Here is a 22,302-nt window from a genome sequence, read left to right as displayed (position 1 = left end):
AACCGTCACATTCTCTTTCTGTGCCTCGGTGGCATTATGCTCCCTGCCGCCGGAGGCGGCGGTAGAATCTATCCTGCGGGAAAAGCCGCATAGCGCCTCATCCGCCCTTTGGGCGCCTTCTCCTGAAGGAGAAGGAAAAAAGGTGAATAATCTTCAGAACGTACAAGAGTGCGACGCAACGATGCCTCATAGCAGCTCCTCCTGCCGGGCCCATAAAAATTTTTCACAAACTGCGCCAGCAGTTTACTGCCGCATTATTTATGCACGGCCACCGCTATTTTAGAATCGGCTGTGCCATAGTACAGCCACCAGGCATTTTTAAACTCAACAAGGCCTTCTATAAAGCACACCTGGTTAACCTGGCCTGTGGTTTCGTAAGGCTTTTCGGGTTTCATAAAGTAGGTATCCATCCGGTCAATGATGGCCGTGGGATTTGCCTTGTCGAGCAGCACCTGCGATGGCGCATAAGTGCCCTCAACCAGCGAGGTATCCCCAATGGCCGGTACGTTGCGGGCATTGTACAACAGCAATATGCCTTTGCCGGTAAGCATGGCAGGCGGCCCGCTTTCCACAATGTTGCTGTCAAACTTACCGCGACGTGTTTTAATAACGGGCTGCAACTGTTGCAGGTTCAGCGCTACAACCATAGAATCGTCTGCAATAGATTGGCCTGCAGGCAGTTCAACCGGTTGCCAGTTAATAAGGTCATCGGAAGTGGCGGCGAAAATATAGGTATCGCCCCAGTACATCCAATACTTGCCATTGATTTTTACGGCGGTTATGTTGCCATTTTTATACTCAGATACAATGGAGCCGGATTTACCCCAGAGGTCTTTGTATTTGCCATTCATAGTTTTGGCGAACACAGGCCCATGCTTTTGCCATTGCAGCAGGTTTTTGGAAGATGCTACCAGCAGCCTGGCAATTTTGCCATCGTAGGCAGTGTAAGTCATGTAGTAGGTTCCGGCGCTATCCTGCACAATGCGGGGGTCTTCGCAACCGCCTTCCCACTCATATTTTTTACAGGCATCATTATCCGGGTAAAATACCGGGGCAGGTAGCCTGGTAAAGTGTACGGCATCTGTGCTCCATGCCAGCCCTATGCGGGATGTGCCTGCATATTTGCCGATGGTATCTTCGGCCCGGTACAGCATAAATACAGTATCGTTGCGCACCACAACGGCAGGGTTAAATACATCCTTGCTTTCCCATGCTACCTGCTTTTTAAGTATGGGGCAGGTAAAGCTATTGCTGCCCGCGGTAAGCACGGGGTTTACAGAATCAATTTTTTCAAAAGGCAGCAAGGCCCAGTCTTTTACAGCAGCAATACTATCTTTGGAAGTATGGGTTTCAGAGGGCTTGCTTTTGCATGATGCAAGTACGGCCAAAAGGGCTAACGCAGTTACCAGTTTTTTCATATAGCGGTTTTGTTAACGCATTAATCCCTGAAAATAAGCAATGATTATGTAGGCCCGAAATTAAAGATACTGGCTTAAAACTAACAATTGTTAACTCTTTAACCCATTTGGCTATTTTTGTAAAAGGAGATAATGCTGATGATACAAAAGTTGCAACATAAGGTAAGGATAGTAACAGCAGCCTCGTTGTTTGACGGGCATGATGCCGCCATAAACATTATGCGACGCATTATGCAGGCCAAAGGCGCGGAAGTGATACACCTGGGCCATAACCGCAGCGTACGGGAAATTGTGGAAGCCGCTATAGAAGAAGATGTCCAGGGCATAGCTATAACCAGCTACCAGGGCGGCCACATGGAATTTTTTAAATACATGAAAGACCTGCTGGACGAAAATGAATGTGGCCATATTAAGATTTTTGGTGGCGGCGGCGGCACCATACTCCCCGAAGAAATAAGGGCGCTGCATAGCTATGGCATTGCAAAAATTTACAGTCCGGATGATGGCCGCATAATGGGTCTGGAAGGCATGATAGCGGAAGTGCTGCAGCAATGTGATGTAGCTACGCCCGACAAGCGGCGGTTTATAAAGCCTGTTTCGTGGGGAGAAGCAAAAGATGTACGCCTCATCGCTTCGCAGATTACGGCTGTGGAAAACGGGCAGCCTACGGATGTGACGCCGCACAATGGCCAGGTGGCTGTAATTGGCATAACAGGTACAGGCGGCGCTGGTAAAAGCAGCGTTACCGATGAAATTGTACGGCGTTTTCTGAACAGTTTTGCAGACAAAACAGTTGCCGTTATTTCCGTTGACCCAAGCAAAAAGAAAAGCGGCGGCGCTTTGCTGGGCGACAGGATTAGGATGAATGCTGTTTCTCACTCCAGGGTTTATATGCGCAGCCTGGCTACCCGTGATGATAACATGGCTTTGAGCAAGTCCGTAAAACCTGTACTTGACATTTGCAAAGCGGCAGGTTTTGACTTGATATTGCTGGAAACCGCAGGTGTTGGCCAAAGCGATACCAGCGTGATGGATTACTGCGATGTTGGCTTGTATGTAATGACGCCGGAATACGGCGCCGCATCGCAACTGGAGAAAATAAATATGCTTGACTATGCCGATGTAATATGCATCAACAAATTTGATAAGGCCGGCGCTTTGGATGCCCTGGATGCAGTGCGCAGGCAGTACATGCGCAACCATGGTTTATGGACAACCAAACCTGAAGAACTGCCCGTTATAGGAACCATTGCCGCACAGTTTAACGACAGCGGCATTAATGAATTATTTGAGCAACTGATGATTGCCGTGGAGAAAAAAACGGGCCTGCATTTTGGCGATATCAGCATCAGCGGCCATTTGAAAGATACACACAGCAAGTCTGAAATTATACCGCCTAAAAGGGTGCGTTATCTTTCTGAAATAGCGGATGCTGTGCGGGGCTATAATAACTGGGCTGAAGAACAAAGTGAACTGGCTTCTAAATTGTACAGGCTGCGGGGTGCCATGGATATGATGAAAGATGTTTAATGTTTGTTCAAAGTTTAATGTTTAATGTTGGGGTGTTCATTGCACCGAAGCACTTCGTGCTTTAAACTTGGTATTTTGTATTTGGGGGTGCCCCTCGTACCTCGGGTCGGGCTTTCCGCTCATACTCCGGCACAGAAGCCTTGCTGCAACGGCCTCACCGGGGTATCCGCTTCAATCCCTCACCCGAAAGTGACACAGGTTGTTTCTTTCAAAAGCACATAAGTGGCAAATCCCCAACAGTATATTGAATACAGGATTAGCTAGAATAAACACCTTACCCAGCATGTGTTCCGGCGGAACGCTTTGTGTTTGTATTAGCGGGGATGGGCAGGCGCAAAATGTTCCTCCGGAACATAGTAGAACGTAAATGGCTATTCTACCTACAACATGTCCCTCTGGGACATAGTAGATTTTGCGCTTATTCTACCATATCCTACATAAAACTTTGAACAATTAAACATTGAACAAACAATCAACTCACTTTGATACCAAAAGATAAAACAGCAGATGAGCATAGATAATCTACAGAAACTGTATCAACAAACGGAAGAGCAACTGCATACGGATACCAGGAAGTTACGGCAACAGTGGAAGCAGTTGCAGGAGCAATACGGTAAAGACGTATTTGAATACCAGGTGCGGGATAAAACCATACGGCAGCCACTGGCTGTAACCACCCTGAGCGGTACACGTATACCCCGTGTAGTACTGCCTGCGTATAAAGACTGGGGCGACATACTGCACTGGCAGTTGCAGGAAAACATACCCGGGGAGTTTCCATATACAGCAGGTGTATTTCCCCTGAAACGGGAGGGCGAAGATGCCACCAGGATGTTTGCGGGGGAAGGCAGCCCGGAACGTACCAATAAGCGCTTTCACTATGTATCACTCGGGCAGCCGGCTGTAAGGTTAAGTACTGCCTTTGACTCTGTTACCCTTTATGGCGAAGACCCCCACCACCGTCCGGATATTTACGGCAAAGTAGGTAACAGCGGTGTTAGCATAGCTACAGTGGATGATGCCAAGAAATTGTACAGCGGCTTTGACTTGTGCAGTGCAAAAACTTCTGTAAGTATGACCATTAACGGCCCTGCACCGGTGGTACTTGCTTTTTTTATGAACGCGGCTATTGACCAGGCTTGTGAGAAATGGATTGAAGCCAATGGCAAATGGGAGGAAGTGCAAACGGTTATTAAGAAAAAATTCGGCCACCTGCCGCAACCTTTGTATTACAATCCAGCCTCGCCGGAGCGTTTACCAGAAGGCAATAACGGATTGGGGCTTAGGCTGCTGGGCTTAAGCGGCGATGAAGTGTTGCCTAAAGAAGTGTATGAACAGTTGAAAGCTGAAGCGCTGTCACAGGTGCGTGGTACCGTTCAGGCGGATATTTTAAAAGAAGACCAGGCACAGAATACCTGCATTTTTTCTACTGAGTTTGCTTTAAAGCTAATGGGCGATGTACAGGAATACTTTATTCAGCGCCAGGTGCGCAATTTTTACAGTGTAAGCATCAGTGGTTACCATATTGCCGAGGCCGGCGCTAACCCTGTTACCCAACTGGCTTTTACATTGGCAAATGGTTTTACTTATGTCGAATATTACCTGAGCAGGGGAATGCATATTGATGATTTTGCACCAAACCTCTCTTTCTTTTTCAGCAACGGCATGGATGCCGAATACAGCGTGATAGGCCGTGTGGCCAGGCGCATTTGGGCCAAGGCGATAAAGTACAAATACAAGGGTAATGAACGGTCTCAAAAACTGAAGTACCATATACAAACCTCCGGCAGAAGCCTGCATGCGCAGGAGATTGATTTTAATGATATACGCACCACTTTGCAGGCATTATACGCTATTTATGACAACTGCAACTCCCTGCATACCAATGCTTATGACGAAGCCATTACCACGCCTACGGAGGAAAGCGTAAGGCGTGCCATTGCCATACAGCTAATCATTAACCGGGAACTGGGCAGCGCCAAAACGGAAAACTTTATACAGGGCTCTTTTTTAATTGAAGAGCTAACAAACCTTGTGGAGGAAGCTGTACTGGCAGAATTTGACCGCATTACAGAGCGTGGCGGTGTGCTGGGCGCTATGGAGCGGATGTACCAGCGCAACAAAATACAGGAAGAAAGCATGCTGTATGAAATGCAGAAAAATTCCGGGGAGCTGCCGCTTGTAGGCGTAAATACTTTCCTGAGCAAAAAGGGCAGCCCTACCGTGGTGCCAAAAGAAGTTATACGCAGCAGTACAGAAGAGAAGGAGCAGCAGATACAAAACCTTCAGGCTTTTCATAAGCGCAACGAAGCAACAGCAAAAACAAAGCTGCAGGCGCTTGTTAGCTGCGCTGTTAACAACGGCAACCTTTTTGAGGAGCTGATGGAAACCGTGAAGTATTGCAGCCTGGGGCAGATAACCCATGCCCTGTATGAAGCCGGGGGGCAATACAGGAGGAGCATGTAACCATCCTTATTATAAAACAAACAGCCGCTTTTCATTGAAGCGGCTGTTGTATTTAATTCTGCTCAGGGTGCTGTAATTCCTGCCTGGTATTCTCTGGCTCTTTTTTCTTCTCCTGCAGCATCTGCAGTAGCTGTAGCCCCATTAACCCGCTTAAGCTGCCATCGCTGCCATTGTTACCGCTAACAATAAGGTCAGGAATTATTTTAATGTGCCCTTTTCCTATTTCTTCAGTAATCTTAAACCTGGTAAAATTATCGCCGCCCATTGCTTTCACCTGCAGTTCATACGCTTCTGCCGTACTCTTACCAATCGCCATAATTTTTTCCGCTTCGGCAACACCTGTTTTGGATATCTTCTCGGCATCGGCGCTGGCATTTAAACGGGTTGCTTCGGCCTGGGCCGCAGCCCTTGCACGTGTAGCTTCTGCCTCTGCATTGGCACGCATTTTTGTAGCCTCTGCTTCTGCATTTACCTGTAGTTTCAAGCTGGTAGCGTCACCCTCTGCCTTTTTAACGGTGGCATCAGCGGTACGTTGCGAAATCTCCACGCTTTGTTGGGCTTTTACAATCTCTTTCTGCATATCGGCGATGGCTGTTTCTTTTTCCATGCCCTGCCGTTGCTCCTGCGCCATCTTCTGCGTTTGGTAAGTCTTTTGCTCTTCTTCCGCGATCTTCCTGTCTGTTAATGTTTTCATTAAAGCTTCCGGTGGAACAATATCTCCAATCAGCGTATCTACCGCATTCACATTGTATTCGTCCAATACCTCACGTATGTGTTCCCTCGCTGCCTGTTGCCTTTCTTTACGGGTGCTTAGAAAGGAAATTACATCACTATCCTGCGCACTGTTTCTAAAGTAGTTGCCAATGGTTGGTTCCAGCACCTGCGATACAAGGTTGTTCATGCTGCCGAAGCGTGCTATTACTTTAGGCGCCTCATTGGCTGGTATATGAATAATTTGCGCTACGTCAAGATTAAAAGGGAAGCCATCTTTACTGCGCACGGTGATGGTTGACAGGTTTTTATCCAGCGCATGCGCTTCACTCCTGGCATTTGCCCAGTTAAGTACCAGGTTGGTAGTGGGCACTAATTCAATTTTTGTAGTATATTTATTGACAGGGTATTTACCGGGGCCAAGTGGCTCCATCCATACGCCACGATATCCTTTTGCTACAATGTTACCATGTTTAAAGCTGTCTCCCGTAACATCTGTGCCATCTTCTCCAATGTAAGAAATTACCACGCCCACATTGCCAATAGGCACGTCTGTCATAGGTATTTCCTCTACCTGTACAGCCCATGGGTTAATGTAATAACTGCCTGCCAATACTATTTGCGGTTGCAAACCACGGTTACCTCCGTTTACCAAAAAGGTATCAATATCCTGGAAGTTGTTATGGCCGGCCACGTCTTTACCTGCAATTTGCCCCGCAGTGATAGGTGCACCATCCAGCGAGGTTACAATACCAAGCATATTTTCATGAATCACGCTCATGTCTGCAATAGTTACTGTAAAAGCGAACGTGTTAATGCGGTAGGTACCTGGTGTAAGTAAATGTGTTTGACGGCCCTTTTGCCCGCCATTGTTTAAGAAGGACTCTGTATCCTGGAAATTGTCGCTTGGCACTTTGCGGCCAAGAATGTTACCGGTTGGAAGTTCTGCGCCATCATTGCTCAAAACCAGTCCAATCTTACCTTCGGGTATTACAGTAAATGATTGCATATCTACTCCATATTGCCAGGGCCACATGCCCCAATACAAGCCTGGCGCTAATGTCTTAGCCTGGAAGCCGGCTTCTCCTTTGGTAGCGATTATACGGCCATCGGGCAGTTCGCGGTTGGCGCCTACCAATACAAACTTTTTGGTAACCAGGCCAATTCTGTTTTCCGGCACTATGACCATGCCAAAAAATACACGCAAAATAAATTTGTAGAAGATGAGTGCGAAGAGAATGAGGAGCACCCACCAATAATGTGATAAGAGGGCTGAAAGATTCATAGAAACGTTTTTAAAATAGTTAAATAATTTTTTTAAAGCCTGAGTGTTTAAGATAGGTTATGGTATATGCGGCAGTTTTCATGTTAATCCTGTAGCATTTTGTTTATCGCCTGGTTTACCATTATAAAACTGTTTGCGAAAGCAGCGGCGTGTTACACTTTCGGGTGAGGGATTGAAGCGGATACCCCGGTGAAGGCCTTGTGTGTCGGCTTTTGTGCCGGAGTATGAGCGGAAAGCCCGGCCCGAGGTACGAGGGACATCCCCTAAAAATGCTACTGCAGCAAAATGCAACAGCCGGTGGTAAAAAGCCAGCGTACAACAATTGCCGCAAAATTGCTGTTTCTTTCTTTACAACTTTTCTTATTTGCCCTGTATGGGCGTTTTATAAGCATGATTTAATTTCTTCAACAGTTTTTATGAAGGCAGGGTTGCTTTTGATATCGCGTTGCCAGGCAAGGTCACGCTCAATTAAATCAATTTCTCTTTTAATGATGGCGCCTGGCTGGCCTTCTTCATTGCCGAGAATGAATACAGTGTCGGAAATAGCCACCGCGGTGCTGATGTCGTGCGATACAATGATTAAAGTATTCTGCTCATCCGATGTGGAAACCTGTAGCAAAAGGTCGCTTACTTTGTCAAGCATGCAAACGTCCAGGCCGGAAAAAGGCTCGTCCAGCAGCAGGAATTTAGAACCTTTCAGCAACTGTTGTATAATGCTTACCCGCTGCCTTTGCCCACCAGATAACTGTTGCGGGTACTTCTGCAGGTGCTCTTTCAAATGAAAGTCAGCCGCGTATTTTTCTATGTACTGTTTTTCTTCGCCTTTTAGCAGCTGGTTTTGTTTGGCCGACATCATTAGCGATTGGTAAATAGTCCTCCATTCAAACAGGTAATAGTTTTGGAAGATGACACCCATATCTCCGGCTTTTACCTGCTGCCGCCCATTAATAAATACATTGCCGTTTGTGGGTTGCTGCAATCCGGATAAAATTCTGAATAGTTGTGTTTTACCAATGCCGCTGCGGCCAATTAACGATACTACCTGGCCCTGCTGCATGCCTGGCCTGTGAATATCCCTGATGCAAAAATTGATATCCCTCAGGATGATTTTATCATCGTATTGCAGGCCAATATTTTCTGCCTGTAACAAGGTTGTTGTTTTTGTGCAAACTGTCATGTTTCTAAAGTTTAATGCAACACCAATTGCCGGACTTTTATTCTTACGGATTCAAAACGGGCAGCAGGCTAAAATTTTAACCTATGTAAAGTTGGTTAGGCCGTGCCGCTACTTATACTTAGTATACGGGAATAGCCATTTTCTTATTGAACCAAGCAGCCAGTCGAAGCAAAGACCGGTAAGGAATATTACCATTTGCAGCGCTACCACTACCGTAATATCATTGTACTTGTTGTATTTAATCAGCAGGGTGCCTATGCCGCCTTCACTCATGCTCAGGCCCTCCACCATGGTTATCATCAGCCAGGATATGGCAAAGTTTTGGCGGAGAATTTCAAATACCTGGTCTGCTTTGCCAACGATGATTACCTCATACAAAGTTTGCCAGTTGTTATAGCCCAGCGTTTTGCATAAGTCATACTCCTGTTTGTTGATGCTGGTGATTACTGATAAAAAAGATGTGACAAAAAACGGCACAATGCCAAACACCAGCAGCGATAGTTTAAGCTCACTGCCGTTCCTGGTTAACAGGGTAAAGATGAAGATGAGCCCGGTTAATGTAAGGTAACGGCATTTGACCATAAACTGTGCGATGCTTTTAAAAAAAGGCAACACTGATAAATAGGCAAATACCAGGGTGATGATGATAGAGTATAACATGGCTTTTAAGGTAAGCCCAAGGCTTACCAGCATGTTATCCCAAAATTGTTTGGTAGCGAGCAGCCGCGTAAACGCGGCTGCTACATTACCGGGCTTAGGTATTAAACCGTTGGATGCTGTTTGCCATACCAGTAAGGTTATAGCCACCTGAATGGCAATAAGCATGGCGACTGTTTTCCTGCTGATTGAAGCAAAGGGTTTAAAAATCTGTACCACTGATTATACTGATTTTGATGATTAAATGATTGCTGCGGGTAAGTGAGTGCCTGGTTGTATAAAATGTCTTATCATTTTCACATTCCCAGGCACTCATTATTCACTACCCACCACTCACTACATTACTCGCCCAGCACAATTTCCACACGCCTGTTTTTGCTTTTGCCGGCTGCTGTATTGTTATCCGCTATGGGTTTTGTTGAGCCATAACCTTTTGTTTCAATACGCTGGCTTTTCAAACCTTTTTTCAGCAGGTACGATTTAACTGCATTTGCACGTTGCTCGCTCAGGGGTATGTTCACATCATCTGAGCCACTATTGTCAGTATGGCCGTACACACCCAGCTTCAGGCCTTCCGCCACCACAGCAGATTCAAAGATTTCATCCAGCAACCTGTAAGATGCTGGCTTAATGTTGGCAGAGCCAGTTTCAAATTCTATGCTGTAAGACCTGGAAGACACTTCGCTGGTAATATCATCCGCGTACTTTGCTTCAATGGCCTTGCCCTGCAAAAGTTCCGGGTGGTTGGAGATAACGCTGAACAAAAAGCTTTTGTCAACAGCCTTTTCGTAAGGCATAAAGCCAGGCATTAAAGATGGATACATTTTCACCATCAGGTTACCAAAAGTGTTGTACACAGCTTTGTAACGGTCAACCTTATCATCACCAAGCCCGAAGGTATTGGCCATGTCTGCAAGGTTAAATACCGTGCTGCCGCCAAGGTTAACTTTCATGCCCTGAATATCTTTTTCTTCTACTCCATTGTAATACTTGAGCCAGTACTCTGCTGTTTGTTCCTGGTAAACATCGGCGCTAACCTTAGCTGCAAAAGCTTTGGCTTCATTGTAAGAGCGCACCTGGTCGCCAGCCTGCGCCAAAGCGATGATCATATTTTCTATATCTGTCCTGTGATCGTTGGCCCATTTTTTAATCGCGATGGTTTGGTTGGGCATTTGCGATGCATACTGTTTTGTATTAGCAATGGTAACCAGGCCACCTTTTTTGGTAGCTATGTTGACGTCACCGGGTGTCCAGGTAGCCACTGCGTCAACGGTAACGGTAGTATCTGTGCCGGTGGTTTTACCATTCACTACAATCTTTCTTTTTTCACTGTAGCCGGTAATGTACTTATTGGGTGCATCCAAAAAATCATTCGCAGCAATAAGGTTAATTGCATTGGCATCATAGGTGGTTTCATCGGGGTTTACTTTTAAGCCGTTATCGCCAGCCCATTTCAGCAATATATTAATGTCTCCGTCACGCATTACACCAGCCACACATTTACCTAAAGCGTTGTGTGGGTCCTGCTTCCAGGAAGGTGGGGCCATCACCTGGTCTTCGCCGTAAGATTTACCGTGCGTAACAGGTATAATGACAGGTTGGTACTCTGCACCCAATGGCTCCAGTTCTTTGGATAACGAAGTCATAAAGGCCGGCATACCATCGCCCATGAAAGTGATAAGCACGGCGGGCGTAGCGGGATTGCTTTTGTAATCGCTGGCAAACTTTACCAGGTCGGCCATTTGTTTGTTGCAGTCATCCTGGCGTATGTAGGTAACGTCAAGTTGTGCTTTATCAAACAAAGAGCCTTTTGTTGTATGCACGCCGCCATTGGCGTACATGCCGGAAAACTGGCTGTTCCACGCCATGCGTTCCCACGTAATTTTGGTGCCGCCGTTAACAGCGTTTTCGCCCGATGGCAAAGGCAACTGCACCGCGTTTGCGTTTAAGGATGCTTCAGGCGCATCGGGCAGCGTTACCTTGCCTACTTCAACGGCCTGTGCAGCTTCTTTAGGGCGTGCCTGGTACCATCTTACACTAAGGATACCTGCGGCAATTACCGCTGCTATAATAAATACTTTACCTGCTGGTTTTAATTTAAGTGACATAGTTGTAAATTTTTACTTGTTGTATGTATGTTGTTTAGTTTGGGCAATATTTTGGAGCCCGGCGGTTGAGGCCCTGTTCAGCTTTGCTTGCGTCGCACTCTTGTACGTTCAGAACTTTACTGAGCAATTGCGCTCCGTAGCATTATTTGTTTCCGGGAGTTTGCTTAATCAAGAAGGCCCCTGTATTTATCGGTGATGGTTACACCCTTCAGCTTGCCGCTGTCTTTGTGTTTGTCCAGGGCATTGTTGGTGTAGTTGAAATCTGTATGCACGTCAAATTTGTTAATGAGTTCAATGGCTTGTGCAGATTTGGCTTTATCCTCCAGCACTTTGTCATCCATAAAACGTTGTGTAACATCTATGGCTGATTTAATGTGGCCTATCTTCTCACCTATTTTTACTTTCAAAATCGCCAACGCCTGTTCTGCATCACGGTTCAATTCATCATCGCCCTTAAAGGCTTTCATGGCGCTGGATACCGCGGATAACCCTGTGGTTACAGAATAGTATAAATCCTTTTTGGCCTCCAGGTCAAGCTTGGCATCTTCCAGCATAATGCCGCTTTCTTCATAAGCCATATCGGCAAAGGAAATAAGCTTGTTCAGGTCGCCAACAATGGGGGTTACATTATCAATATATTCCCTGCAACGCAATACATTGTTGGCGTACAAATCAACCTGCCTGTTATTACCCTTTTCCTGCTGCAGTATTTTTACTTTTTGAATGTTAAGCTGCAGTTCCTTTTCCTTTTCTGAAAGCTTATCTGTCAGTTCGCTTTGTTTGCCTTTAAGTTTTACGGCCTGTTTCAGTAAGGTATTCCTGTCTTCATAACCCTGCTCAATCTTTGCCTGCAAAATGTTGAATGGGTTTAGCTCTATAGCAATGCCAATGCTGTAGTTGGCAATAAACTCTGAAAAGTATTTTATCGCCCTCCAGAATTTACGGTTGGTAATAAGCATTAGTATAAAGCCCAATACCACACCGCCTATGATAAGGTTTACCAGGCTCCATGTAACAGTAATAAGAAAAGGCAGTACGAATGTTACAAAGGCATAGGTAAGGCCGGCAAACAGAGACAGTGCAATGATAGCAGTGGCAATGTTTTTAGGCTCTGAAAACCAGCCCGGTTTTTTTGTTTGCTGAATTAAGTTTGTCATATTAAGTTGTTTGAAACCTCACCCCCGCCCTCTCAAATGGAGCCAGACGATGAGCATTTGTTATTGATTGTTTTTACTTTTCGTTTTTTACTATATCAGTTGCTTAATCTTTTCTATATCGTACAAAATCCTATTCCTCATCATTTCCAGTTCTGCCTTATAGCCGCCGGTATTGCTCTCAATCTTTTCCTCATTCTCCTTAATCTCATTGTTCAATACGGCAACCTGGTTGTGCAGGTCATTAATCTCCCTGGTGAGATCGTTGATGCGCTGCTGTTTAGCTGCAATCTCTTTTTGTTTGGAGATTACTTTTTCCTGCAGTGCGGCATCAACTGTTGAGTCGAAATTGGCCGCGTCATTGTCCAGCACCTGCAGGTACTGGGCCGCGGTAGCCAATAGCTTCTGCCTGTCGAGCCCCTGCACACTAAGGCCGGCAAAGGCCACGGTGTACCTGGTTTTTTCATCAGGCATACTTTGCATGGCTTCGGTCATTTTTGAGAATTCGAAGTAGTCCGGTCCCGGTATATTCGCTTCGCTGAATAGCTTATCGAAATAGGCCCTGAACTTTTCGTTTGACCTGGGCGCATAAGCAGGACTGCCCGTACCTGTTGTTGTGGAAACCTGTTGTGCGTCCTCCGGCTTTGTAACAGGTTGTTCATCGTCTGTTACTTCCACAAAAGCAGAGAGGATCCTTTTTCCTAAACTTGCCATAGTTGTTGGTTTTATTGGTGAGTGGTGAATGGTCAATGGTGAATAGTGAGTGGTGAGCAACCAGAAGTGTGTATATCACCTCTGTTACCCGCAGCTCGTAGCTATTAACCCGCAGCTTCTTGCGCATACCTCTTCCAGTACATAGTTGTGCCTATGTTCACATCCGTTTGTTCTGTATTTGCGGAAGGGATTTTTAGAAGATAAGGTGCCTCATGTTCACGTCGTGAAAAAGAACATTGCTGTCATTCTTTTTCTCTGGTTGCTTAGGCCTGTCCTGCACTTTTTTAGTGTGGGTTACAGGCTTAGATGATGTATGGCGCATAGCCGGCATAATAGCACTGGCAGCCATAATCACGATAATGATAGGTTTCATTTTCGCAAATGGTTAAATGGAGTACCTGTCAGTTCCGAAACCTGGTTCCGGTTGACAACACATGGTTAATGTAGTTGAATCTTTACTCTGGAGGATTACAGGATGGAGATTTCCGGTGGTTTAACTCTCTGGCGGAAGTTGGCAAAAAGAGAATCCAGATATTTGTTGCTCATATTCGATGGAGAACTTGCCTCCCGTTTGATTTGATGGAGTAAAGATATATAACGGGACAAGTATACCGTATGGGAATGTGGGAACAGCGGGGCTTGCGCTTTCACAAATGGTAAAGTATGTATGATAGGCGGTAATTATGGATGTGGTGAACGGAAGATATCGGGTTTAAGTGGCGCCGTATATTTGGAACAATGTTGCAAATGGGTACCTGGAATGGTAGCCTAACTGGTTAATTGACAGCTTTTTGCAACAGAATTTCAAATTATGCACCTGGCAATTAATCTATACGCAGGGTTATGGCTTAACAGCAGGTTTGTTATGATTGGAGCAGTACTGAAATTAAGCGGCAGCATATTGTAAACCTGCTGAGCAATGCTGAGTAGTATTACCAGCCGTACAAGTGAGTGACACAACGGAAGCCTCATAGTAGTAATGCAGTCCGTACCCAAAGAAGAAATCCTTATTGCGGAGCAATAAAAAACCCGGCGCGGCTTTTTGTGCGCCAGCGTACAAAATATGTTCGTTTTCGTACAGTTGCTTGTTTTTAATACTCGTAATGTATTTGTTTTTAACCACTTAGGCTGTTGGCATAGCTGTTGAACCATTTGTTTGTTTTTTAGGTACCGCCGGCTAAAACCAAAGCAAACAAAATGATTAAAAACTATTTTAAAGTTGCGTGGAGAAACCTTTTAAGGCATAAAGCTTACAGCGCCATTAACGTTACAGGCCTGGCCGTAGGCATTGCCGCCTCGCTGTTGATTTTTACCGTGGTAAAGTTTGAATTAAGTTATGACCGGTTTCAAAAAAATTACGACCGTATTTACCGCGTTGTAACCAACACAAAGAACAACGATGGCAGCGAAGGACATAACCCCGGCATACCATCGCCAGCTTACGATGCACTGAAAATGGATTTTCCGCAGTTTGAAAAAATAGCCGCAGTGGCCGCCACATCGGGCAACCAGGTTACCGTGCTGGGCAATAACCCTAACAGTGATGTTGCGGTAAGCAAGAAATTTTTAGAGGAAACAACGCTTGCCTTTACCCACCCTGCATACTTTGACATGTTTAATGCTGTGTGGCTGGAGGGGAACGCAAAAGCGCTGAGTGAGCCAGGCAACGCTGTGATAGATAAACCCACCGCTATAAAATACTTTGGCGATTGGAAAACAGCTACCGGCCAATACCTTAAACTTGATAACACCATACTGCTTAAGATAACCGGCATTATTGAAGAAACGCCAAAGAACTCTGATTTTCCGATAAAGCTGTTTGCCGCTTACGAAACTTTAAAAGCACACCCCGATTCTTACAACTATTCCCCTGAATGGGGCAGCCTTAGCAGTAACCACCAGGTGTATGTAATGCTGCCCGCCAATGTAAGCGTGGCAAGCGTGCAGGCACAAATGGCTGGCTTTGTAAAGAAACATTATCATAATGACGGGCGCAATAAGCGCATGCAGGTGTTGCAACCGTTAAAAGACATGCATTTTGATGGCCGCTACGAAAACCTGGGAGACCATAGTACCAGCAAAACAGTATTGTGGACATTGGCTTTAATAGGCGCCCTGATTATCGTAATGGCTTCCATCAATTTTATTAATTTATCCACGGCACAGGCGGCAGGCAGGGGTAAAGAAGTGGGCATACGCAAAGTATTGGGCAGCGGCCGCGGGCAACTGGTTGGGCAGGTAATGGGCGAAACATTTTTGATAGTACTGTTTTCTCTTGTGCTGGCTATGGGCATTGCTAAACTGGCCATGCCTTACCTTACCCATGTGGCAAGCGTACCGGAAGGTATATCGCTGTTTAACACCGGCAGCGTATTGTTTTTAGCCGCTGTTGTAATAGTGGTTACGCTGCTGTCAGGTACTTATCCTGCGTTAATTGTATCGGGCTTTAAGCCGGCGCTTGCATTAAAGAATAAAATAAACCTGGCCAGCGTGGGCGGCATATCGCTGCGCAGGGTGCTGGTGGTTACACAGTTTGCCATATCGCAGGTGTTGATTATAGGAACCATAGTGGCGGTTGGCCAAATGAACTTTGTGCGCAATGCCGATTTGGGTTTTAATAAAGAGGCATTATTGGTATTGCCTGCCTACAGCGATAGCATAAACCAGGCCCGCATGAAACCACTGAAGCAGCAACTGCTGCAAAACCCTAACGTTGTAAGCGTTTCTTTTGCCAGCGACGAAGCTTCATCAGACAATAACTGGGCTTCTAACTTTGCCTTTAACAACAAGGAAGACGAGGACTTTGCCGTGTTTCATAAATACGGCGATGCTGATTATATTAAAACCTACGGCCTGCAGTTAATTGCCGGCAGGGATATTGTACCCAGCGATACCCTGCGTGAAATTGTAATTAATGAAACGCTGGCAAGAAAATTAAAACTGCAAAAAGCGGCCGACGCTGTTGGCAAAAACCTTCGTATTGGCGGTGGCCTGTGGCTGCCGGTGGTAGGCGTGGTAAAAGATTTTAAAACCAACTCTTTGCGGGAAGATATTAAGCCCCTTACTATTGCCAGCCGCAACGATTTTTATTATACCATAGCGGTTAAGCTGCGCACCAATAACCTTACAAAAACAACGGCTGACATACAAAAACTCTGGGAGAAAACTTATCCGGAATATGCCTTTACCAGCCATTTTGTAGATGAAACGATAGAACGTTTTTACCGGCAGGAAACACAGCTTGCCCTGCTGTATAAAATATTTGCAGGTATTGCCGTATTTATATCCTGCCTTGGTTTGTATGGCCTTGTTTCGTTTATGGCGGTACAAAAAACAAAAGAGGTAGGCATAAGAAAAGTACTGGGCGCCAGCGTAGGTAACATTGTTGTTATGTTCTCTAAAGAGTTTACCGTTCTTATAACCATTGCCTTTGTTATAGCAGTGCCTGTGGCCTGGTATTTTATGAACAACTGGTTGCAGAATTTTGAATACCGCATAAGCATCGGCGCAGGAATTTTTGTGCTGGCCATGGTGGCGTCGCTGGTAATAGCGTGGATAACGGTGGGCTACCGTGCAATAAGGGCGGCACTGGCAAACCCTGTAAAAAGTTTAAGGAGCGAGTAGGCCCCTCACCCCCAGCCCCTCTCCACGGAGTGGAGAGGGGTGAAGCGGAGCATTTATTTGACTTATTGACTTCTTGTCTTCCGACTTTGTGTTTTTTTATGAGCCCGGCAGCAGGAACAAGTATGAGGCTTTACTGTAGCCTGTCCCGAGAGGAACGATTCGGGATCGCACTCTTGTACAGTGGGATTCGCTGTGCAGCAACCCCGCTCCGTAGCAACATTGAACCTTGAACAAACGAACTGTAAACTGATGATATGTTGAGAAATTTTATAAAAATAACAATGAGAAGCCTTGGCAGGAACAAGGCATTTTCCTTTATCAACATATTTGGCCTGGCCATTGGCCTTGCTACCTGCATGTTGATTATGTTGTATGTATTCAGCGAATCGGGCTACGACAGGCAGCATGCGGGTGCAGACCGCACATACCGTATAGCTTCAGAAGCTGCGCAATTGGGTACGGTAAAAAGCCAGCCCTGGGCAGCTGCAGCCGGCCCTGTTGCCTGGGGGTTAAAAGAGGATATGCCCGAAGTAGAACAGGTAACCAGGCTGCTGAAATTTCCCGGGCTTGAGAAAATGCTGCTTACCTGGAAACAGGGCAAAGAACAAAAACAGTTTTACGAAACCAATGGTTACTATGTTGATTCTACCTTCTTCCGTTTGTTCACCTATACGTTCAGGTATGGAAGCCCGTTAACGGCGCTTAATGCACCCAACAGCATGGTTATTTCCGCCAGTGTGGCTCATAAAATGTTCGGCAATGAAAACCCTGTTGGCAAGCCGGTTGAAATAGGCATGCCCTACGGAAATTTTACGTATACCGTAAAAGCGGTGTTTGAGGATGATGGTATCAAATCACATATTCCTGCCCACTTCTTTCTTTCCATGCGCAATGGAGATATTGGCACATGGGTAGACGGGCAAACCAATTGGGCCACCAACAATATATTTCATACTTATGTGAAGTTAAAGCCCGGTGCAAATGTGGATGCATTTGCCAAAAAGCTACAGCCATTTATTGAGCGCCGCGGCGGACAGGATATGAAGGCACTGGGCGTTTCCAAATCATTATTCCTTCAACCCTTACAGGATATTTACCTGCACTCAGATTTAGATAACGAAATAGCCGCCAACGGCAGCATTAATTATCTCTACATTATGGGCAGCATTGCCTTGTTTGTATTGCTGATTGCCTGTATCAATTTCATGAACCTGTCCACCGCCCGTTCCTCGAAAAGAGCAAAAGAAGTAGGGGTCCGCAAGGTGCTGGGTGCAGAAAAGCAATCGCTGGTGCTGCAGTTTTTAGGCGAGTCTGTAACGATGAGTTTAATGGCTTTGTCTTTGTCGTTGTTGATTGTGTCAATGTCGTTGCCATATTTTAACCCGGTTACCAGCAAAAGCATAGGTTTGTTTGATGAGCCGGCAATGTGGCTTGCCATCGCTGGCCTTGCTATAGTTTCGGGTATTGTGTCAGGCCTGTACCCGGCATTTTACCTGTCAGCTTTTAAGCCGGTTGCCGTGTTAAAGGGCCGGTTGCTAAATCATTTTTCGGCAGTAGCCATTCGCAAGGGGTTGGTAGTATTCCAGTTCACAATTTCCGTATGCCTTATACTCGGTGTAATGGTTATTGTGCGCCAACTGCATTACGTGGAAAAGCAACACCTGGGCTTTAATAAATCAAAGCAACTGGTACTGCCGCTGCAAAGCCAGGACGCAGCCAGGAATTACGCAGCGTTAAAAAATGAGCTGTTGAAAAACCCGGCTATTAAAACAGTCACCAGCGGTTCTACCTATCCCGGTATACCTAATGTGGAAGACATGCTGTTTTATGCAGAAGGTAAAACAAACAAAGATGTGGTAGATGTTCACCTGGCTAATGTTGAACATGATTACTTTGAAACTTTAGGCTTTAAGCTGATTGCCGGCCGTGGTTTTTCAAAAGAATTTACTGCCGATTCAAATGCCATCGTTCTTAACGAAGTGGCCCTTAAAGAACTGGGGTATACTGTTGATAACGCGGTGGGCAAAAAAATCTATTTCAATTTTAAAGATGTTAACGGCTTTATGCAAATCATCGGCGTGGTAAAGAATTTCAATTTCGAAAGCCTGTATAACTCCATAAAACCATTTGGGTTCAACCGGTTTTTTGGTAACGCCAATAGCTATGTAATTGCCAATACATCAACCAGTGATTACACCCGGTTGCTGAAAGAAGTAGAACAAACCTGGAATACCATCAATGCCGGTTCTCCATTCGTATATTCTTTTCTTGACAGTGATTTTCAAAGAAATTACGAGAAAGACAGGCGGGCATCAACCATCGTAAGCTTCTTTACAATTGTAGCCATACTTATAGCTTGCCTTGGCCTGTTTGGGCTGTCAGCTTTTTCTGCCGAACAGCGCATCCGCGAAATAGGCATACGTAAAGTGTTGGGTGCATCTGTAGGCAGCATTACAACCCTGCTTTCCAGGGAGTTTGTAATGCTGGTATTAATAGCCATTGTTATTGCCTGCCCCCTTGCGTGGTATGCCATGAGCCGTTGGCTGGCAGGTTTTGCTTACCAGGTAAACATAAGCTGGTGGATGTTTGTATCGGCTGGTTTGATGGCAATAGTTATTGCTGTGGCAACAGTTAGCTTTCAGGCTATTAAAGCAGCACTGGTTAACCCGGTTAAGAGTTTAAGAAGTGAGTAAGGCGGTAGCGATGTGTTATGTGATGCTTTTAAGCAAAATTACTTAGTGACTCATTGCCTTGAAGACTTGCTTGCCTTTGTGACTTTTTGTCCTTATGACTATGGTTTTATTTATGGGCCCGGCAGAAGGTGCTACTATGAGGCTTTACTTGCGTCGCACTCTTGTACTGTTGGATTCGCTACGCAGCAATCTGGCCGTAAAATGATTACCTCGCTCCGGCATTTAAAATAGGTTGGCTATATAAGAGAATACTGAGTTTGGCTATTGTATAATCTGAAAATCAAACTATGCTGAAAAACTATATAACCGTTGCTATCAGAAATTTCAAAAGGCATAAATTGTTTTCGTTCATCAACATTTTATGCCTTTCCATCGGCATTACCTTTTCAATGATCATTGCTGTATATGTACTAAACCAGCAGCGTGTAAATAAAAGCCTGAGTAACATAGAAAACCAGTATTTTCTTAAAAGCATCTACAAGCAAAAAGATTTAGGGCTTGAAATAGTAAGCATTTCGGCATTGGCAAAGGCAGCCAAAGAAAATTATCCCAGCCTTATTAAAAATTATTTCAGGTATAACCCGGTTACCAATGTTGTATCTGCCGGGGATAAACATTTTAAAGAAGATATCGCCATAGGCGATACTACGCTGGTAAGTATGTATGGTTTCCCCCTGCTGTATGGGGATAAGAATAAGGCTTTTGCCAATAACAGCTCTGCCATAATTACGGAAAGCTTTGCCGCAAAATTGTTTGGAACAAAAAATGCCGTCGGCAAAACCTTAACTATCCAAACAACGGTTGCAGGTGTTACGCAGGATTATATGGTATCTGCGGTACTGAAGGATATACCCTATAATTCAGTAACCAACCTTATCAGCGGCAAATACAGTGTGTACATACCAACAACAGGCAGCCGCTTTTTCTCCGTACAAGACCCCTCTTTAAGCTGGGATAATACCAATGAAATAAGCTTCCTGGAATTAATGCCCGGTGTTAACCCCAAAACTGTTGAGCCGCTTTTGAATAGCCTTCTTAAAAAGAACAGTGCAGACTTTGTTTGGAAGAACCTTTCCGCCGCTATGGTGCCCGTAGGAGATTACTACCTTAATGACAATAACGGTGCTGTGCGAAAGATGATAATGGTTCTTTCTATCATCGCGGTATTTATCCTGCTGATGGTTATCATCAACTTTGTCAACATAAATATCGGTACGTCTTCTTACAGGCTTAAAGAAATAGGATTGCGTAAAACATTTGGAGGCGCCAGGAAGCAAATCATATTTCAGTTTGTTACTGAGTCATTGATACTTTCCATGATTGCCGCTGTTATTTCCATTGTGCTGTACCAGTTGTGCCGCCCGGTGTTCTCCCAGGTGTTAAATGCAGAGCTTTTATCTTTCTGGCGCTTTGGCCTGGCCGAGTTTGGCCTGTTGCTGTCATTCGCAGTACTGATTGGCGTTTTGGCGGGTCTTTATCCCGCATTCGTGCTAAGTTCAAAAAATCTTTTGCATGCAGTAAAGGGTAAGATAGACAGTTCAACCGGAGGGCTTGTTTTAAAACGTGGGCTGCTGATAGTACAGTTCTCCCTGGCTATAGTGGTTTTTATCTGCACTTTAAACCTGTCAAAACAGGTATCATTTATCTTTCAAAAAGACCTCGGTTACAGCAAAGACCAGTTGCTGGTAATAACCGCTTTTCCCAAACAGTGGGATAGCGCCGGCGTAGCAAGAATGGAAAGCATTAAACAGGGCCTGCTCCAGTTGCCGGAAGTAAAAAATGCTTCGTTGGTTTTCGACCTTCCTGAAAGCACCCCTTTTGGGCGTATTGTTCTTTATCCTCTCAAAAATGCCGGTGATAAAAATAACCAGCTAAACTTACCAGTGGCGGCAGCCGATGAAGATTATGCCAAAACGTTCGGTATAAAGATGATGGCAGGCTCCTTCTTTGCCAACAGCAAAAACGGGATAGTAATAAACGAAACGGCCGCGAAACAACTGGGGCTTACATCACAAAACGCGGTAGGGCGCATAATAGAAACCGGTGCCGCTGGCGCTCCCATTACCGTTGCAGGCGTAATGAAGGATTTCAATTTCTCTTCGCTGCAGGAAAAGATTGGGGCCATAGGCTATGTTCATATAAACAGTGGTAATGCTTACCGGTACCTAGTAGTAAAATTGAACACGGAAAATATTTCCGGCTCCATCAACGATATAAAAAGTAAATGGAAATCCTTTGTGCCATCAGCGCCATTTGAATACACTTTTATGGATGATAAGTTTGCCTCCCTCTATAAAGCGGAACTGCAGTTACGAACAGCGGCGAATATTGCTACTATTCTTAACGTGATAATTGTTTTGCTGGGTATTGTTGGCGTAGTAGCTTTTATGCTTAATAAGAGAAACAAGGAGATAGCAGTTCGTAAAGTACTTGGCGCAGATGCCGGCAATATCATTTTCCTATTTTTAAAAGAGTATGCCGTGCTTATTGTACTGGCAAACATTATTGCCTGGCCACTTGCTTATATGGTTACAGAAAACCTTTTGCAAAATTTTGCTTATCGTATTAACCAGGATGTTTTCCCTTACCTGCTTGTGTTGGTTTTTATTTCAGTGATAGCTTTTGGGCTTATCGCCTTGCAATGCTTTAAGGTAGCGGTTGCTAACCCTGTTAAAAGTTTAAGGACGGAATAATATACCAGGGATGTACATGGCGTGGTAACAAACGGCGCTTTTGTACCTGGGGCGTGCTGCTGCAACTGTTGA

At 45.2% G+C, this 22,302-nt stretch carries 13 protein-coding genes; 5 read left to right on the top strand and 8 right to left on the bottom strand.

Features of this window, described 5'->3' with window-relative positions; translation table 11 throughout:
• Positions 1 to 254 precede the first annotated feature (254 nt).
• Positions 255 to 1,418, bottom strand: coding sequence for a glycoside hydrolase family 130 protein (locus F0364_RS22565; protein ID WP_153800083.1), 1,164 nt, complete (start codon positions 1,416 to 1,418; stop codon positions 255 to 257).
• 132 nt (positions 1,419 to 1,550) lie between these two features.
• Between F0364_RS22565 and F0364_RS22560 the strand changes: the two genes are divergently transcribed.
• The gene (locus tag F0364_RS22560; RefSeq protein ID WP_153800082.1) at positions 1,551 to 2,948 is read left to right on the top strand and encodes a cobalamin-dependent protein; all 1,398 of its coding nucleotides are present in this window, start codon (positions 1,551 to 1,553) and stop codon (positions 2,946 to 2,948) included.
• A 507-nt stretch (positions 2,949 to 3,455) separates the two neighbouring features.
• Positions 3,456 to 5,414 (top strand): methylmalonyl-CoA mutase family protein, encoded by a 1,959-nt coding sequence (locus tag F0364_RS22555; protein WP_153800081.1) that lies wholly within the window; start codon positions 3,456 to 3,458, stop codon positions 5,412 to 5,414.
• Positions 5,415 to 5,466: 52 nt separating this feature from the next.
• Here the strand turns inward: F0364_RS22555 and F0364_RS22550 are convergent, their stop codons facing one another.
• From F0364_RS22550 to F0364_RS22520, 7 genes are all read right to left on the bottom strand, one after another.
• Positions 5,467 to 7,410 (bottom strand): SPFH domain-containing protein, encoded by a 1,944-nt coding sequence (locus F0364_RS22550; protein ID WP_153800080.1) that lies wholly within the window; start codon positions 7,408 to 7,410, stop codon positions 5,467 to 5,469.
• Between the two features lie 382 nt (positions 7,411 to 7,792).
• Complete coding sequence (locus F0364_RS22545; protein ID WP_153800079.1) at positions 7,793 to 8,587, bottom strand: ABC transporter ATP-binding protein; 795 nt, start codon at positions 8,585 to 8,587, stop codon at positions 7,793 to 7,795.
• 108 nt (positions 8,588 to 8,695) lie between these two features.
• Positions 8,696 to 9,412, bottom strand: coding sequence for an ABC transporter permease (locus tag F0364_RS22540; protein WP_153800078.1), 717 nt, complete (start codon positions 9,410 to 9,412; stop codon positions 8,696 to 8,698).
• A 173-nt stretch (positions 9,413 to 9,585) separates the two neighbouring features.
• Complete coding sequence (locus F0364_RS22535; protein ID WP_153800077.1) at positions 9,586 to 11,352, bottom strand: OmpA family protein; 1,767 nt, start codon at positions 11,350 to 11,352, stop codon at positions 9,586 to 9,588.
• Positions 11,353 to 11,516: 164 nt separating this feature from the next.
• Complete coding sequence (locus F0364_RS22530) at positions 11,517 to 12,509, bottom strand: hypothetical protein (protein ID WP_153800076.1); 993 nt, start codon at positions 12,507 to 12,509, stop codon at positions 11,517 to 11,519.
• A gap of 90 nt (positions 12,510 to 12,599) precedes the next feature.
• Entirely contained in the window at positions 12,600 to 13,220 is a 621-nt protein-coding gene (locus tag F0364_RS22525) for a kinetochore Spc7 family protein (RefSeq protein WP_153800075.1), read from the bottom strand.
• Between the two features lie 193 nt (positions 13,221 to 13,413).
• Complete coding sequence (locus tag F0364_RS22520; RefSeq protein WP_153800074.1) at positions 13,414 to 13,593, bottom strand: hypothetical protein; 180 nt, start codon at positions 13,591 to 13,593, stop codon at positions 13,414 to 13,416.
• An 824-nt stretch (positions 13,594 to 14,417) separates the two neighbouring features.
• On the opposite strand from F0364_RS22520, the gene F0364_RS22515 reads away from it, so the two are divergent.
• The 3 genes from F0364_RS22515 to F0364_RS22505 all read left to right on the top strand — a co-directional run bounded on the left by F0364_RS22515 (position 14,418) and on the right by F0364_RS22505 (position 22,230).
• Entirely contained in the window at positions 14,418 to 16,844 is a 2,427-nt protein-coding gene (locus F0364_RS22515; protein WP_153800073.1) for an ABC transporter permease, read from the top strand.
• 254 nt (positions 16,845 to 17,098) lie between these two features.
• Entirely contained in the window at positions 17,099 to 19,537 is a 2,439-nt protein-coding gene (locus F0364_RS22510; protein WP_153800072.1) for an ABC transporter permease, read from the top strand.
• 287 nt (positions 19,538 to 19,824) lie between these two features.
• On the top strand, positions 19,825 to 22,230 hold the full coding sequence (locus F0364_RS22505; RefSeq protein WP_153800071.1) for an ABC transporter permease: 2,406 nt from the start codon (positions 19,825 to 19,827) through the stop codon (positions 22,228 to 22,230).
• The last annotated feature ends 72 nt before the right edge of the window (positions 22,231 to 22,302 follow it).

It is taken from the genome of Foetidibacter luteolus (assembly GCF_009650435.1).
In the GTDB taxonomy this organism is placed as follows: Bacteria; Bacteroidota; Bacteroidia; order Chitinophagales; family Chitinophagaceae; genus Foetidibacter; species Foetidibacter luteolus.
Note: the sequence above shows the minus strand (reverse complement) of the source record. Positions and strands in the feature narration are given on the sequence as shown.